19 protein-coding genes are annotated in these 15,567 nt (G+C 67.2%); all 19 read right to left on the reverse strand.

The window, feature by feature from the left end; translation table 11 throughout:
- Window positions 1–10 precede the first annotated feature (10 nt).
- The 19 genes from hisA to BMY35_RS07205 all read right to left on the reverse strand — a co-directional run bounded on the left by hisA (window position 11) and on the right by BMY35_RS07205 (window position 15,544).
- Window positions 11–751 (reverse strand): 1-(5-phosphoribosyl)-5-[(5-phosphoribosylamino)methylideneamino]imidazole-4-carboxamide isomerase, encoded by a 741-nt coding sequence (gene hisA / locus BMY35_RS07115; protein WP_093196354.1) that lies wholly within the window; start codon window positions 749–751, stop codon window positions 11–13.
- A 64-nt stretch (window positions 752–815) separates the two neighbouring features.
- The gene (gene hisH / locus BMY35_RS07120; protein WP_093196355.1) at window positions 816–1,475 is read right to left on the reverse strand and encodes an imidazole glycerol phosphate synthase subunit HisH; all 660 of its coding nucleotides are present in this window, start codon (window positions 1,473–1,475) and stop codon (window positions 816–818) included.
- A 19-nt stretch (window positions 1,476–1,494) separates the two neighbouring features.
- Window positions 1,495–2,112, reverse strand: a complete 618-nt coding sequence (gene hisB / locus BMY35_RS07125; RefSeq protein WP_093196357.1) for an imidazoleglycerol-phosphate dehydratase HisB — start codon at window positions 2,110–2,112, stop codon at window positions 1,495–1,497.
- Window positions 2,109–3,206, reverse strand: coding sequence for a histidinol-phosphate transaminase (gene hisC / locus BMY35_RS07130; protein ID WP_093196359.1), 1,098 nt, complete (start codon window positions 3,204–3,206; stop codon window positions 2,109–2,111). The genes hisB and hisC overlap by 4 nt, the downstream gene beginning before the upstream one ends.
- A complete protein-coding gene (locus BMY35_RS07135) occupies window positions 3,203–3,553 on the reverse strand; it encodes a hypothetical protein (RefSeq protein ID WP_240652113.1) in 351 nt (116 codons plus the stop codon). The genes hisC and BMY35_RS07135 overlap by 4 nt, the downstream gene beginning before the upstream one ends.
- A 5-nt stretch (window positions 3,554–3,558) precedes the next feature.
- Complete coding sequence (locus tag BMY35_RS07140) at window positions 3,559–4,404, reverse strand: hypothetical protein (protein WP_093196363.1); 846 nt, start codon at window positions 4,402–4,404, stop codon at window positions 3,559–3,561.
- A gap of 38 nt (window positions 4,405–4,442) precedes the next feature.
- Window positions 4,443–5,765: a histidinol dehydrogenase gene (hisD, locus tag BMY35_RS07145; protein ID WP_093196364.1), complete on the reverse strand. Its 1,323-nt coding sequence runs from the start codon at window positions 5,763–5,765 to the stop codon at window positions 4,443–4,445.
- 18 nt (window positions 5,766–5,783) lie between these two features.
- Window positions 5,784–6,425, reverse strand: a complete 642-nt coding sequence (hisG, locus tag BMY35_RS07150) for an ATP phosphoribosyltransferase (RefSeq protein WP_093196366.1) — start codon at window positions 6,423–6,425, stop codon at window positions 5,784–5,786.
- 28 nt (window positions 6,426–6,453) lie between these two features.
- Window positions 6,454–7,746 (reverse strand): UDP-N-acetylglucosamine 1-carboxyvinyltransferase, encoded by a 1,293-nt coding sequence (murA, locus tag BMY35_RS07155; protein ID WP_093196368.1) that lies wholly within the window; start codon window positions 7,744–7,746, stop codon window positions 6,454–6,456.
- Window positions 7,747–7,788: 42 nt separating this feature from the next.
- Window positions 7,789–8,031 carry a BolA family protein gene (locus tag BMY35_RS07160; RefSeq protein ID WP_019654412.1) on the reverse strand — a complete coding sequence of 81 codons (243 nt, stop codon included), beginning with the start codon at window positions 8,029–8,031 and terminating at the stop codon, window positions 7,789–7,791.
- A gap of 119 nt (window positions 8,032–8,150) precedes the next feature.
- A complete protein-coding gene (locus BMY35_RS07165; protein ID WP_093196370.1) occupies window positions 8,151–8,915 on the reverse strand; it encodes an ABC transporter permease in 765 nt (254 codons plus the stop codon).
- A complete protein-coding gene (locus tag BMY35_RS07170) occupies window positions 8,912–9,859 on the reverse strand; it encodes an ABC transporter ATP-binding protein (RefSeq protein WP_093196372.1) in 948 nt (315 codons plus the stop codon). Before BMY35_RS07170 ends, BMY35_RS07165 begins: the two co-directional genes overlap by 4 nt.
- A gap of 33 nt (window positions 9,860–9,892) precedes the next feature.
- The gene (locus BMY35_RS07175) at window positions 9,893–10,168 is read right to left on the reverse strand and encodes an STAS domain-containing protein (protein WP_093196373.1); all 276 of its coding nucleotides are present in this window, start codon (window positions 10,166–10,168) and stop codon (window positions 9,893–9,895) included.
- Between the two features lie 16 nt (window positions 10,169–10,184).
- Complete coding sequence (locus BMY35_RS07180; protein ID WP_093196375.1) at window positions 10,185–10,841, reverse strand: MlaC/ttg2D family ABC transporter substrate-binding protein; 657 nt, start codon at window positions 10,839–10,841, stop codon at window positions 10,185–10,187.
- 161 nt (window positions 10,842–11,002) lie between these two features.
- Window positions 11,003–11,737, reverse strand: coding sequence for an MlaA family lipoprotein (locus tag BMY35_RS07185; RefSeq protein WP_177213587.1), 735 nt, complete (start codon window positions 11,735–11,737; stop codon window positions 11,003–11,005).
- 26 nt (window positions 11,738–11,763) lie between these two features.
- Window positions 11,764–12,252 (reverse strand): outer membrane lipid asymmetry maintenance protein MlaD, encoded by a 489-nt coding sequence (mlaD, locus tag BMY35_RS07190; protein ID WP_093196378.1) that lies wholly within the window; start codon window positions 12,250–12,252, stop codon window positions 11,764–11,766.
- Between the two features lie 44 nt (window positions 12,253–12,296).
- A complete protein-coding gene (mlaE, locus tag BMY35_RS07195) occupies window positions 12,297–13,079 on the reverse strand; it encodes a lipid asymmetry maintenance ABC transporter permease subunit MlaE (protein ID WP_093196380.1) in 783 nt (260 codons plus the stop codon).
- Window positions 13,076–13,906 (reverse strand): ABC transporter ATP-binding protein, encoded by an 831-nt coding sequence (locus BMY35_RS07200; RefSeq protein WP_093196382.1) that lies wholly within the window; start codon window positions 13,904–13,906, stop codon window positions 13,076–13,078. Before BMY35_RS07200 ends, mlaE begins: the two co-directional genes overlap by 4 nt.
- Window positions 13,907–14,065: 159 nt before the next feature.
- A complete protein-coding gene (locus tag BMY35_RS07205) occupies window positions 14,066–15,544 on the reverse strand; it encodes a glutamate synthase subunit beta (protein WP_093196384.1) in 1,479 nt (492 codons plus the stop codon).
- Between the last annotated feature and the right edge of the window lie 23 nt (window positions 15,545–15,567).

A 15,567-nucleotide genomic window follows, 5' to 3' on the forward strand; every position in this document is an offset into this window, starting at 1 on the left:
GCCGGGAGCGTCAGGCGGCCAGTTCGTCCGCGCGGGCCTGCGCGGCGGCGAAGTCGAGATCGCCCGAATAGATGGCGCGGCCGCAGATCACGCCCTCGACGCCGTCGGACTCGACCGCGCAGAGCTGGTCGATGTCGGCCATGTTCGACAGGCCGCCCGAGGCGATCACCGGGATGGTCAGCGCCTGCGCCAGCTTGACGGTGGCCTCGATGTTGATGCCAGAGAGCATGCCGTCGCGGCCGATGTCGGTGTAGATGATCGACTCGACGCCGTAGTCCTCGAACTTCTTGCCCAGGTCGGCCACCTCGTGGCCCGTGAGCTTGCTCCAGCCGTCGGTGGCGACCTTGCCGTCCTTGGCGTCGAGGCCCACGATGATGTGGCCGCCGAAGGCGCTGCAGGCGTCCTTCAGGAAGCCGGGGTTCTTGACCGCGGCGGTGCCGATGATCACGTAGCGCAGGCCGTCGTCGATGTAGCGCTCGATGGTGTCGAGGTCGCGGATGCCGCCGCCGAGCTGCACCGGGATGTCGTCGCCCACCTCTTTCAGGATCGCCTTGATCGCCGCGTGGTTCTGCGGCTTGCCGGCGAAGGCGCCGTTCAGGTCGACCAGGTGCAGCCGCCGCGCGCCGGCGTCGACCCACTTGCGGGCCATGGCTGCGGGGTCTTCGCTGAAGATGGTGGACTGATCCATGTCGCCCTGCTTGAGTCGAACGCAGTGGCCGTCTTTGAGATCAATGGCGGGAATGAGGAGCATGGAAGTGACGCGAGTATGCGAAATCCGGGCTGTCGGAGCTTCAGCCCGGCTGGAAAAAACAAGTTCAGGGATTCCAGTGGAGGAAATTGCGATATAGCTGCAGCCCGTGGTCCGCACTCTTCTCCGGGTGGAACTGGGTTGCAAAAATGTTATCGCGTGCGATGGCCGCGGTAAAGCTCGCGCCATATTCCGCTTCACCCACACTGTGTTTGGGGTCGGCCGGGCGGGCATAGAAGCTGTGCACAAAATAGAAGTAGCTGAGGTCGGGAACCCCCGCCCACACCGCGTGCGGCTGGGCCTGCCGCACCTGGTTCCAGCCCATCTGCGGCACCTTGAAGCGGCTGCCGTCGGGCTGCAGGCGGCCGGCCAGGTCGAACTTGACCACCTCGCCCGGAATGAGGCCCAGGCCGTCGGTCGGGCCCTCGTCGCTGCGCGACAGCATCATCTGCATGCCCACGCACACGCCGAAGAGCGGCTTGCTCGCCGCCGCCTCGAGCACCGATTCCTGCAGGCCGGAGTCGCGCAGTTCGCGCATGCAGTCGGGCATTGCGCCCTGCCCCGGCAGAACCACGCGGGTGGCCTTGCGGACCACGTCGGGGTCGGAGGTGACGAACACCTCCACGCCGACCTGGTCGGCCGCATGGCGCACGGCCTGCGACACGGAATGCAGGTTGCCCATGCCGTAGTCGACGACCGCGACGGTGTTTGCTGCTACAGATTTCATAGCTTGACGATCGCCGGCCTCAGAGCGAGCCCTTGGTCGACGGGATCACCCCCGCCGAGCGGGGATCGAGCTCCAGCGCGCCGCGCATGGCGCGCGCGAAGGCCTTGAAGACGGTCTCGCACTGGTGGTGCGCATTGACGCCCTTGAGGTTGTCGATGTGCAGCGTGACGAAGGCGTGGTTCACGAAGCCCTGGAAGAACTCGTAGGTGAGCTGGCTGTCGAAGGTGCCGATCATCCCGCTGGTGAACGGCACGTGCATCACCAGGCCCGGACGGCCCGAGAAGTCGATCACGACGCGGCTCAGGGCCTCGTCGAGCGGCACGTAGGCATGGCCGTAGCGGCGAATGCCCTTCTTGTCGCCCACGGCCTTGGCCACGGCCTGGCCCAGCGTGATGCCGACGTCTTCCACCGTGTGGTGGCCGTCGATGTGCAGGTCGCCCTGGCAGTCGATGTCGAGGTCGATCAGCCCGTGGCGGGCGATCTGGTCGAGCATGTGGTCGAAGAAGCCGATGCCGGTGGAGAGCTTGGCTTTTCCGGTGCCGTCGAGGTTGACGCTGACGGTGATCTTCGTCTCGGCGGTGTTGCGGGTGACCGTCGCGATGCGATCGGTGCTGCCCGTGGTGGTGGGGGTGGTCATAGTGAGGCTTCGAGTGCCGCGAGCATCCGCGCATTCTCGTCGGCCGTTCCGACGGTGAGGCGCAGGCAGTTTGCGAGCAGTTCGTGCATTTTAGAAACGTTCTTCACCAGAACCCCGTGCGCCTTCATGCCCTCGAAGGTCTTGGCGGCATCGGGCACGCGCAGCAGGATCATGTTGGCGTCGCTCGGCCAGGTCTTCACGCCGGGCAGGCGGCCGAGCCCCATCATCAGGCGCTCGCGCTCCTCGCGGATCTGCCGGGCCTGAGCCTCGAACACGTCGGCGTGCTCCAGCGCGAACAGCGCGCACTCGCAGTTGAGCACGCTCACGTTGTAGGGCGGGCGCACCTTGTCGATCTCGGCGACCAGCGCGGCCGGGCCCATCAGGTAGCCCAGGCGGATGCCGGCCAGGCCGAACTTGCTGAGCGTGCGCATCAGCAGCACGTGGCCGTGCTTCGCGAGCCGGTCGATGTAGCTGCGAGCGGCGAAGGGCTGGTAGGCCTCGTCGATCACCACCAGGCCGCCCTGCGCGCCCTGGGCCTCGACGATCCGCTCGATGACCGCGTCGTCCCACAGGTTGGCGGTCGGGTTGTTCGGGTAGGCGAGGTAGACGATGGCGGGCTTCTCCCGCGCGATGGCGGCCAGCATGGCGGCCTCGTCGAGCTCGAAATCGGCCGTGAGCGGCACGCCGACGAACTTCAGGCCCTGCAGCTTCGCGCTCATGGCGTACATCACGAAGCCGGGCACGGGTGCCAGCACCGTGGCGCCGGGCAGGTCGCAGGCGATGGCCAGCAGCGAGATCAGCTCGTCCGAGCCGTTGCCCAGCACCAGCTCGAAGCCCTCGGGCATCCGCGCATGCGCGGCCAGCGCGCGCCGCAGGTCGGCGCCGCGCTCGCCCGGGTAGCGGTTGAGCGCCAGCGCGCCGAGCCGCGCGCCGAGCTCGGCCTGCAGCGCGGGCGGCAGGCCGTAGGGGTTCTCCATCGCGTCGAGCTTGACGAAGCCGCGCGCGTCCTGCACCGCATAGCCATGCATGGACCGCACATCGTCGCGGATGCGTTCGAGCGAAGGGCGGGCGGATTCGGGGGCAGGTGCGGTCATCGGGTGCAGCGGTAGCTGTTGCGGAGGGCGCCGATCATGACCAGTTGCACGGGCATGTCGGCTTCGTAACTGTCGGAATTGCGGCTCAGCTCGGTCTGGTAGAGCGAGCGCGCCATGGAGGGCTCGAGGCGGCGGCCCTCGACGCAGAACACGGGCTTCTGCCCGTTGCGCTGCGAGGCTTCCACGCCTTCGCGCAGGCCTTCGAGCACGCCGACGAGGTAGTAGCTGGCGTAGGCCTTGCCGTCCTTCTCGCCGGCCTCGAGCGTGCGCAGCTCGCGGATGCTCATGGCCCGCGCGCCGCCGGCGGCCGCCGCCAGCACGAGCAGCAGGAAGACGGCACGCTTCATGGGCATCACTTGCGGTAGCGCGGCGGCGGCGCGTAGGTGCCGTCGGCGGGGAATGCGCTGGGCTGCTGCGGCGCGGCGTCGCGGCGCTGGCGGCGGGGCACGTCGCGCTGCTCGAGCTCGAACAGCGCGGCGCCGATCACGCCGATGTTGCGCACGTCGCCGGCCTCGGTGTTCGCCGCGTAGGCGCGGCCGGGCGCGGAAAAGCGGAAGGCGGCCACCTCGTTCTGGCTCTTGCGGAAGCCTTCGATGGTCAGCGACTGCAGCGGCTGCAGCACGTAGCCGCCGTTGCGCAGGCTGCCGGGCTTGCCGCTGAGCACGTCGAGGCCGTCGACCGTGGCGATCACCTCGTAGCTGCGCTCGCTCAGGTTGCGAAAGCGCAGCGTGTAGCGCGAGCCCTCGACACCGGCGAGGCGGAACATGTCGTCGCCGCCGCTGCCACGGCGGGCGCGCTGCAGCGGCAGCGGGCGGCCGTCCTCGTCGAGCACCGACCACTCGACGTCGCCGTCGGCCAGCAGCAGGTTCAGGCGTCTTTCGGCGTTTGCGCCCACCGCGCGGCGCACGGCGGAGGCTTCGTTGTAGCCCAGCGAGGCCAGGTCGTCCGGCCGGTCGGAAAGGCGCTTGGTGACGACCGTGCGGGTCTTCGATTCGATGCCCTCGCCCCACTGCGTGCCGAGCTGCGGTGCCGGCGCTGCAGGCGCGGCGCTGGGCGTGGCAGTGGCGGCCACCGATTCGCGCGGCGCCTGCGGCATCTGGCTGCAGGCCGCCAGCAGCGCGGCGCCCGCGATGGCCGTGGTGGTGAATCTGAACAGGCGCGAACCGAAGAAACGCAAACCGAAAAGACGATCGATCATCAGGCGTGCTCCTCCCGCATGCGGGTTGTTATTGGAATTCAGATCTTACGCAGCCGCATGCGGGCGGCCTCGGCGTGCGCCTGCAGGCCTTCGCCTTCGGCGAGCGTCACGGCGACCGGACCCAGCACCTGCGCGCCGGCCTCGCTGACCTCGATCAGGCTGGAGCGCTTCTGGAAGTCGTACACGCCCAGCGGGCTCGAAAAGCGCGCCGTGCCGCTGGTGGGCAGCACGTGGTTCGGCCCGGCGCAGTAGTCGCCCAGGCTCTCGCTGGTGAAGGCGCCGAGGAAGATCGCGCCGGCGTGGCGCAGCAGCGGCTCCCAACGGTTCGGCTCGCTGCTGCTCACTTCCAGGTGCTCGGGAGCGATGCGGTTGCTGATCTCGCAGGCCTCTTCCATGCTCTTCGTGTGGATCAGCGCGCCGCGTCCGTTGAGCGAGGCGGCGATGATTTCCGCGCGCGGCATGGCGGGCAGCAGGCGGTCGATCTCGGCCTGCACGCGGTCGATGTAGGCCGCGTCGGGGCACAGCAGGATGCTCTGGGCCAGCTCGTCGTGCTCGGCCTGGCTGAACAGGTCCATCGCCACCCACTCGGGCGGCGTGGTGCCGTCGGCCAGCACCAGGATCTCGCTGGGGCCCGCGATCATGTCGATGCCCACGGTGCCGAACACGCGGCGCTTGGCGGCCGCGACGTAGGCGTTGCCCGGGCCGGTGATCTTGTCGACGGCGGGAACGGTGGCGGTGCCGTAGGCCAGCGCGGCCACGGCCTGGGCGCCGCCGATGGTGAAGCCGCGCGTCACGCCGGCCACGTAGGCCGCTGCCAGCACCAGCTGGTTCTTCTCGCCCTTCGGCGTCGGCACGACCATGATGATCTCGCCCACGCCGGCAACGTGCGCCGGAATGGCGTTCATCAGCACGCTCGACGGATAGGCGGCCTTACCGCCCGGCACGTAGATGCCGACGCGGTCGAGCGGCGTGACCTTCTGGCCGAGCAGCGTGCCGTCGGTGTCGCGGTAGCTCCAGCTCTCGCCGCTGGCCTTCTTCTGGGCCTCGTGATAGCTGCGCACGCGGCGCGCGGCAGCTTCGAGCGCGTCGCGCTGCGCGGCGGGCAGAGCCTCGAAAGCGGCCTTCAGCTCAGCTTGCGTCAACTCCAGCTCGGGCAGCGTCTTCGCGTCGAGCTTGTCGAAACGGTTCGTGTACTCGAGCACCGCCTCGTCGCCTCGCTTCTGCACGTCGGCGAGGATGTCAGCCACGACTTTCTCGATGGCCGCGTCGGCGTCCGCGGACCAATGCAGCCGCGCCTTGAATTCAGCGTCGAAGCTGGCTGAAGTCGTGGACAGGCGGAGGGGGGCTGCTTTCAGGGTCATGGGACTGGACGGAAGGGTTCAGGCGGAAGGAATGGCGGATGCGAACGCGTCGATGATGTGGCGGATCGGCTCGCGCTTGAGCTTGAGCGCGGCCTGGTTCACCACCAGGCGGGCGCTGATGTCCATGATGCGCTCCACCTCGACGAGGTGGTTGGCCTTGAGCGTGTTGCCGGTGGAGACCAGGTCGACGATGGCGTCGGCCAGGCCGGTGAGCGGCGCCAGCTCCATGCTGCCGTAGAGCTTGATCAGGTCGACGTGCACGCCCTTGCTGGCGAAGAAGTCGCGCGCGAGGCCCACGTACTTGGTGGCCACGCGCAGGCGCGAGCCCTGCTTCACGGCCGAGGCGTAGTCGTAGTCGGCGCGCACGGCGACGCTCAGGCGGCAGGCGGCGATGCGCAGGTCCAGCGGCTGGTAGAGGCCCTGGTTGCCGTGCTCCAGCAGCACGTCGAGGCCGGTCACGCCGAGGTCGGCGCCGCCGTACTGCACGTAGGTGGGCACGTCGGAGGCGCGCACCAGCACCACGCGCACGTCGGGGCGGGTGGTGCCGAGGATGAGCTTGCGCGACTTCTCGGGGTCTTCGGTGACCTCGATGCCGGCGGCGGCCAGCAGGGGCATCGTCTCTTCGAAGATGCGGCCTTTGGACAGAGCAAGCGTGATCACGATTGCGACTCCTGTGATGCAAGGGTAATCATGCGGCGGCCGCTCCCGTCAGTCGTTCGATGTCGGCGCCCAGGCCGCGCAGCTTGGCTTCCATGCGGTCGTAGCCCCGATCGAGGTGGTAGATGCGGTCGACCAGCGTCTCGCCCTCGGCCACGAGGCCGGCGATGACGAGGCTGGCCGACGCGCGCAGGTCGGTGGCCATCACGGTGGCGCCAGAGAGCTGCTGCACGCCCTCGACCATCGCCACCTTGCCTTCGACATGGATGTGGGCGCCCAGGCGCACCATCTCGTTCACGTGCATGAAGCGGTTCTCGAAGATGGTCTCGGTGACCATCGAGGCGCCGCGCGCGATCACGTTCAGGGCCATGAACTGGGCCTGCATGTCGGTCGGGAAGCCCGGGTACTCGGTGGTGCTGAAGCTCTGCGCCTTCAGGTGCTCGTAGGCCGGGCCCTTGGAGGCGATGCGCACGCCGTCCTTCTCGGGGGTGACCTTGCAACCGGCGTCGCGCAGCTTGTCGATCACCGCGTCGAGGTGATCGCCGCGCGCATTGCGCAGGAAGGCCTCGCCGCCGGTGGCCGCCACGGCGCACATGAAGGTGCCGGCCTCGATGCGGTCTGCCACCACGGCGTGCTCGCAACCGTGCAGCTTCTCGACGCCCTGGATGCGGATGTGGCTGGTGCCGTGGCCTTCGATCTTCGCGCCCATGCGGATCAGCATTTCGGCCAGGTCGACGATCTCCGGCTCCTGCGCGGCGTTCTCGAGCAGCGTCTCGCCCTCGGCCAGCGCGGCGGCCATGAGGAAGTTCTCGGTGCCGGTGACGGTGACCATGTCGGTCAGGATGCGCGCGCCCTTCAGCCGCGTGCGACCGGCCGGCAGGCGCGCGACCATGTAGCCGTGGTCGACCACGATCTCGGCGCCCATGGCCTGCAGGCCCTTGATGTGCTGGTCGACCGGCCGCGAGCCAATGGCGCAGCCGCCCGGCAGCGACACCTTGGCATGGCCGAAGCGCGCCAGCAGCGGGCCCAGGGCCAGCACGGAGGCGCGCATGGTCTTGACCAGCTCGTAGGGCGCTTCCGGCCTGGTGAGTTCGGCCGCGTTGAGCTGCACGGTGCCGTTGTCGTCGCGCTCGGCCGAAACGCCCATGTTGCGCACCAGCTTGAGCATGGTCGACACGTCCTGCAGGCGCGGCACGTTGTGCAGCGTCACGGGCTGGTCGGTCAGCAGGGCCGCGCACAGTTCGGGCAGCGCTGCGTTCTTGGCGCCGGAAATGAGTACTTCGCCGCGGAGCTCTCGCCCGCCGCGAATCAGAAGTTTGTCCATCGAAGTTCCAGCGAAATCAGGGGGCCACGAGGGGCCGGGGAGTTATTTTTCCACCGCCGCCCATTCGGCCGGCGTGTATGTCTTCATCGAAAGCGCATGCACCTCGTCGGTATGCATTTTCGCACCCAGGGTGGCGTAGACCCGCTGGTGGCGCTGGATCGAGCGCTTGCCCTCGAACTCGGCCGAGACGATGGTCGCGTACCAATGTCGGCCATCGCCCTCCAGCGAGATGTGCTCGCACGGCAGGTGGGCGGTGATGATGGCTTGGAGCTGGTCAGCGGTCATGGGATGAGCATTTATTGGAAAACACCGCGGAACCGGCTTTGCCGGGCCGCAGGTGTTGCCCCCGGAAGGGGGTTGGCGAAGCGACACGAAGTGCGCGAAGACTGGGGGAGAGCCATGTTCTAGCCCCGGATTTTGTAGCCTGTGCGCAGGAGATGGACGGCGATGGCGCTCACCACCAGCCACGCGGTGCCGACGATGCCCAGGCTGAGCCAGGGCGAGGCGTCGCTCACGCCGAAGAAGCCGTAACGGAAGCCGTCGATCATGTAGAAGAACGGGTTCAGGTGGCTGACCTTCTGCCAGAACGGCGGCAGCGAGCCGATCGAATAGAAAACGCCCGACAGGAAGGTCATGGGCATGATCAGGAAGTTCTGGAACACCGCCATCTGGTCGAACTTCTCGGCCCAGAGACCGGCGATGAGGCCCAGCGTGCCCAGCATGGCCGAGCCCAGCAGCGCGAACACCAGGATCCACCCCGGTGCCTCGAAGCCCGGCACCGCGAAGAAGATAGTGACCGCGAACACGCCCACGCCCACGGCCAGCCCGCGGATGATCGACGAGCCCACGTAGGCGAAGAACCAGCCCCAGTGCGACAGCGGCGTGAGCAGCACGAAGACCAGGTTGCCCATGATCTTGCTCTGGATGATCGACGACGAGCTGTTGGCGAAGGCGTTCTGCAGCACGCTCATCATCACCAGGCCGGGAATGAGGAAGGCGGTGTAGCCGACCGTGCCGTAGACCTTCACGTGGTCTTCGAGCACGTGGCCGAACACCATCAGGTACAGCAGCGCGGTGAGCACCGGCGCGCCCACAGTCTGGAAGCCGACCTTCCAGAAGCGCAGCGTTTCCTTGTAGAGCAGCGCGCGCCAGCCCGTGACGGCCATCATCGCGCCACCTCCAGCGGGGTCTGCTCGCCGGCCATCAGGTCGATGAACACGTCTTCCAGGTCGGCCTTGCGCATTTCCACGTCTTCCACCGCGACGCCGGCTTCGCGGATCGCGGCCAGCAGTTGTTCGACTTCATGCGCGTTCTGCGCGGGCAGCTGCACGATGCGCCCGGTGATGCGCGCATGCTGGGCGATGGCCCAGGGCAGCATGGCATCGGTCTTGAAGCGCAGCACGTTGCTCGCGGCCGACTTCAGCAGTTCGCTGGTGCGGTCGAGTGCGATCACCTTGCCCAGCTTGAGCATAGCGATGCGGCTGCACAGCGCCTCGGCTTCTTCGAGGTAATGGGTGGTGAGCAGCACGGTACTGCCCTGCTTGTTGAGCCTGGCGACGAACTGCCACAGCGTCTGGCGCAGTTCGACGTCGACACCGGCGGTGGGTTCGTCGAGCACGATCACCGGCGGCTTGTGCACCAGCGCCTGCGCCACCAGCACGCGGCGCTTCATGCCGCCGGAGAGCTGACGCATGTTGGCCGTGGCCTTGTCGGCGAGACCCAGGCTCTGCAGCAGCTCGTCGATCCAGGCTTCGTTGTTGGTGATGCCGAAGTAGCCCGACTGGATGCGCAGCGACTCGCGCACGTTGAAGAAGGGGTCGAACACCAGCTCCTGCGGCACGATGCCGAGCTGGCGGCGCGCCTGCGCGTAGTCGCGCTGCACGTCGAAGCCATGGACGCTGATGGCGCCCGCCGTGGGCCGGGAAAGGCCCGCGAGCATGCTGATCAGGGTGGTCTTGCCCGCGCCGTTCGGGCCGAGCAGGCCGAAGAACTCGCCCTCTTCGATCTGGAAGCTGACCTCGTCGACCGCCTTCAGCCCCGGCTTGCCCTGGGCTTTCTGCTGTCTGGAGGGGGGATAGGTCTTGGAGACCGACTGGAATGAGATCGCGGGCATGGGAGCCCGCGATTTTAAGGTGCCGTTACTTTTTCAGGGCGCGGCGGGCAAAAGGCCCGCAATGCCGTACAGCGCAGCCAACTCGCGCAGCCGGGGCGACAGGCCCTTGACGGAGAACCCCCGGCCCAGCGCGCTCGATTCACGCCGGCATTCCAGCAGCACGGCCAGTGCCGAGGAATCGAACTGGGTCAGCGCCGTCGCGTCGACCACGGTGGACGACGAGTCGGCCTGGCCCTTCAACCCCTGCTGCAGCATGCGCATGCAGGCGGGAGCCTCGTCATGGGTGAGTCGGGCGGGCAGGACCAGCATCGCGCGCAGCTCCCGCTCAGCTCTTGCCGTTGCCCTTGTTGCGCGCGGCCAGCGCGGCGATCAGTCCGTCGATGCCGCTCTTGTTGATTTCCTGCGCGAACTGGGTGCGGTAGGTATCGACCAGCCAGACGCCCAGCACGTTGAGGTTGTAGACCTTCCAGCCGGCGCCCTGGCCGGGGGTCTTCTCGAGGCGGTAGTCGAGCTGGACCGGGTCGCCGCGGCCCTTGACCTCGGTGCGCACCAGCACGTCCTTGTCGTCGGGCGAGCCGCGGAACGGACGGATGGTCACGGTCTGGTCGGTCACCTGGTCGAGCGCGCCGGCGTAGGTGCGAACCAGCAGGGCCTTGAACTCGTCCTGCAGGCGCTTCTGCTGCTCGGGGGTGGCAGTACGCCAGGCCGGGCCGACGGCCGAGGCGGTCATGCGCTGGAAGTTGACGTTCGGCATGATCTTGCTGTCGACCAGCACCATGATCTTGTTGACGTCGCCCGACTTGATGGACGAGTCGGCCTTGATCGTCTCGAGCACGTCGGTCGACAGGCGCTTGACCAGTGCGTCGGGCGCTTCATCGGCGGCACGGGCGGGCTGGACGAAAGCGACGGCGGCACCGAACAGCAGGGCGCCAGCCAGCACCAGGCGGCCGAGATCGCGACGTTGCAGGGTCTTGTTGTTCATGGAGATTCCCTCATTCAAGTTTGAAAATCCGCAGGCACCCGGAAAAACCGGCTGCTGAGACAGGAACGGATTCGAGCCCACCAGGGTGGACCGGGTTCCTGTCCGGGAGGTGAAGCCTTGCAACCGGATGCAAGCAGCCCCCCTCCACCGCGTCACTTTGTTTATTTGTCGGCGCCCTTGTCCATGCCGCCGCCGTCGTCCGGCGGGTTGCCGTCGTAGACCTGGCTGCGACGGCGCTGCAGGAACGCATCGCGCGTGAACGAATACTTGTCGAGCGCCGCGTCGCCGAGCAGACGGCTCGCGCGCAGGTACTGCGAGCGCGTGTCGACGACGCGCAGCACCGTCAGCGAATTGCGCCAGGGAATGTCCTCCACATGGCCCAGCGGGTCGCCCCACATGTCGAGCGGCTTGGCGGCTGTGTCGCGCAGCGTGGAGGAACCCAGCAGCGGCAGCACCACGTAAGGGCCGGCGCCCACGCCCCAGCGGCCCAGGGTCTGGCCGAAGTCTTCCTCGTGGCGCGGAATGCCCGCCTCGGTCGCCACGTCCAGCACGCCGCCGAGACCGAAGAAGGTGTTGACGTTCAGGCGCATGAAGGTCTCGGCACTGTTCTGCAGCTTCAGCTGGGCCACGTTGTTGGCCAGGTTCCAGACGTCGCCGATGTTGCCGAAGAAGTTGTTCACGCCTGTGCGCACCATCGAGGGCAGCACGTTCTGGTAGGCCGTGGCCGCGGGCACCAGCACGGCGTCGTCGACGGCGTCGTTGAAGCGCGAGACGCCCCGGTTGAACGGCTCGAAGGGATCGGCGGGGTTGGCATTGGGGCCGGTCGCGCAACCGGCGGCCAAGGCGAGTACTGCGCCGGCGCCAATCCAGCGGGCCCAGCTTGCTACGTTATTCATAGCAAAAAACAAAGAAGATCGTGTTTTCATTTCTTATTGGCTGTTCCAGACGTCGAATTTCCCTCCGCCGCCTTGCTGTACAGGAACTGGCTGATCAGGTTCTCCAGCACCACGGCCGACTGGGTCGCGGTGATGGTGTCGCCGGCTTGCAAGTTCTTGTCCTCGGCGCCCGCCTCGATCCCGATGTACTGCTCGCCGAGCAGGCCACTGGTCAGGATCTTGAGCGAGCTGTCCTTGGGAAAACTGTAGCGGTTTTGCAAAGCCAGCGTGACGTCTGCCTGAAAGGTCTTGTCGTTGAAGGAGATGGATTCCACACGGCCGACCACCACGCCCGCGCTCTTCACCGCGGTCTGCGGCTTCAGGCCGCCGATGTTGTCGAAGCGCGCCGTGACCGAATAGGTCTTCTGGAAGTTCAGGCTCAGCAGGTTGGCCGACTGCAGCGCGAGAAACAGCAGCGCAGCAGCGCCGATCAGGACGAACAGGCCGACCCAGATGTCGTTGTTGGAACGTTGCATGGTTTGACTCTCTGTCTATCTAGAACGAAGGAGGCCGGGCCTCTTCAGATGCTGAACATCATGGCGGTGAGCAGGAAGTCCAGCCCCAGCACGGCCAGCGACGCGGACACCACGGTCCGCGTGGTCGCGCGCGACACACCCTCGGGCGTGGGCTGGGCCTCGTAGCCCTGCAGCAGTGCGATGAAGGTCACGGTGAAGCCGAAGACGATGCTCTTGATGACGCCGTTGCCGACGTCGCGCCACACGTCGACGCCGCCCTGCATCTGCCCCCAGAACGCGCCGGGGTCCACGCCCAGCATCATCACGCCCACCACGTAGCCGCCCAGGATGCCGACCGCGCTGAACACCGCCGCCAGCAGCGGCATCGTGATGACGCCGGCCCAGAAGCGCGGCGCGAGCACGCGCTGCACCGGGTCGATCGCCATCATCTCCATGGCGCTCAGTTGCTCGTCGGCCTTCATGAGGCCGATCTCGGCCGTCAGCGAGGTGCCGGCGCGCCCGGTGAAAAGCAATGCCGCCACCACCGGACCGAGCTCGCGCACGAGGCTCAGCGCGACCAGCAGGCCCAGCGCCTCGGAAGATCCGTAGCGCTGCAGCGCGTAGTACATCTGCAGCCCGAGCACGAAGCCCACGAACAGGCCCGACACGCCGATGATCGCGAGCGAGTAGTTGCCCAGGAAATGGATCTGGTCGCGCACCAGCCCGAAGCGGCGCATGATCCGCGCGCCCGGGCCGACGAGCCGCATGAAGAGCTTCGCGCCATAGCCCAGGTTGGCCAGGTGGCGGCGCGTGGCAAAGCCGGCGTCGGATGGCTTCCACCAGGTCATGAGCGCCCTCCTTCGACGTTGCCGAAGTCGTCCTCGATGCTGACGCCCGGGTAATGGAAATGCACCGGCCCGTCGGGCAGCGCATTGACGAACTGATGAACCAGCGGATCGGCGCTCTCGCGCACCTCGGCGGGCGTGCCCTGCGCGGCGATGCCGCCGTTGGCCAGGATGATCACGTGATCGGCGATGCGGAAGGTTTCCTCGAGATCGTGCGACACGATGATGCTGGTGAGCCCCAGCGCGTCGTTCAGCTGGCGAATCAGCCGCGCGGCGGTGCCCAGCGAGATCGGGTCGAGTCCGGCGAAGGGCTCGTCGTACATCACGAGATCGGGGTCGAGCGCAATGGCACGCGCCAGCGCCACGCGCCGCGCCATGCCGCCCGACACCTCGCTGGGCATCAGGTCGCGCGCGCCGCGCAGGCCGACGGCATCGAGCTTCATGAGCACCACGTCGCGCACCAGCGCCTCGGGGAGCTGCGTGTGCTCGCGCAGCGGGAACGCGACGTTGTCGAACACGCTCATGTCGGTGAACAGCGCACCGAACTGGAACAGCATGCCCATGCGCCGACGCGCCGCGTAGAGGGCGCTCACATCCATCTTGCCGACATCGCTGCCGTCGAAGAGCACCTCGCCGCGCTGCGCCTTCTGCTGTCCGCCGATCAGGCGCAACACCGTTGTCTTGCCGCCGCCGGAGGCTCCCATCAGCGCCGTCACCTTGCCGCGCGGCACGACGAACGAAACGCCATCGAGGATGGCGCGTGCGCCATAGCCGAATCTGACGTCGCGAAACTCTACGAAGGGATGTGGCAGTGGTGTGGCTGGGTCCATCTCAATAAAAATGCCGGGGCGCTCTTTCAAGCATCCCGGCATGCGGTTTGACGCGGATGATAACGGGGCCGTGGGCGGCCACGCCGAATTGAAACAAAATTCAGCGCGGCGGCCGTCAGACCCTCGTCAGGAACTCGCTACCAACGCGATCCGCGGGGATCAGCGAGGCAGGTCGCTGAAGCCCATCAGGAATTCGTCCACCGAGCGCGCGGCCTGGCGGCCTTCGCGAATCGCCCACACCACCAGCGACTGTCCGCGGCGGATATCGCCCGCGGCAAAGACCTTCGGAACGTTGGTGGCATAGCCGCCGATGAAGTCGACCGTTGCTTTCGCATTGCCGCGCGCGTCCTTCTCCACGCCGAAGGCGTCGAGCACGTTGGCCACGGGGCTCACGAAGCCCATGGCGAGCAGCACGAGGTCGGCCTTGAGCACCTGCTCGCTGCCGGCCACTTCCTGCATCTTGCCGTCCTTCCATTCGACGCGAACCGTCTTCAGGCCGGTGACCTTGCCTTTCTCGCCGATGAACTCCTTGGTCGAGATCGCGAACTCGCGCTCGCAGCCTTCCTCATGGCTGGAGCTGGTGCGCAGCTTGATCGGCCAGTACGGCCAAGTCAGCGGGCGGTTCTCTTCCTCGGGCGGCTGCGGCATCAGTTCGAACTGCGTGACGCTGACGGCGCCGTGGCGGTTGCTCGTGCCCACGCAGTCGGAGCCGGTGTCGCCACCGCCGATGACGATCACGTGCTTGCCGTCGGCGCGCAGCTGGCCCTTGACCTTGTCGCCCGCGTTGACGCGGTTCTGCTGCGGCAGGAACTCCATCGCGAAGTGGATGCCGTCGAGATCGCGGCCGGGCACCGGCAGGTCGCGCGACTGCTCGGCGCCGCCGGTCAGCAGCACAGCGTCGAACTCTTTCTGCAGCTGCTCGGGCGTGACGGTTTCCTTGGCCAGGTTCGTGACCTTGGAGCCCTTGCCCAGCGGGTCTTTCGTAGCGCCGACGATCACGCCGGAGCGGAACACCACGCCTTCGGCCTTCATCTGCTCGACGCGGCGATCGATGTGCGACTTCTCCATCTTGAAGTCGGGAATGCCGTAGCGCAGCAGGCCGCCGACGCGGTCGTTCTTCTCGAACAGCGTCACGTCGTGGCCGGCGCGCGCGAGCTGCTGCGCGGCCGCCATGCCGGCCGGGCCCGAGCCCACCACCGCGACCTTCTTGCCGGTCTTGTGCTTGGCGACGCGCGGCGCCACCCAGCCTTCGTCCCAGGCGCGGTCGATGATCGCGTGCTCCAGCGACTTGATGCCGACCGCGTCGTCGTTCACGTTGAGCACGCAAGCCGCCTCGCAGGGCGCGGGGCAGATGCGGCCCGTGAACTCGGGGAAGTTGTTGGTCGAGTCCAGCACCGCGAAGGCGTTCTGCCAATCGTTGCGGTACACGAGGTCGTTGAAGTCCGGAATGATGTTGTTGACCGGGCAGCCGCTGTTGCAGAACGGCGTGCCGCAATCCATGCAGCGCGCGCCCTGCACCTTGGCCTGTTCGGTGTCCAGGCCGACGACGAATTCCTTGTAGTGCTTGAGGCGCTCGTCGACGGGCTTGTAGCCCTCTTCGATACGCTCATGCTCCATGAAGCCGGTGATCTTTCCCATCGTGATTCCTTTACACCCCCGTT

Source organism: Variovorax sp. YR750, assembly GCF_900109805.1.
Classification (GTDB): domain Bacteria; phylum Pseudomonadota; class Gammaproteobacteria; order Burkholderiales; family Burkholderiaceae_C; genus Variovorax; species Variovorax gossypii.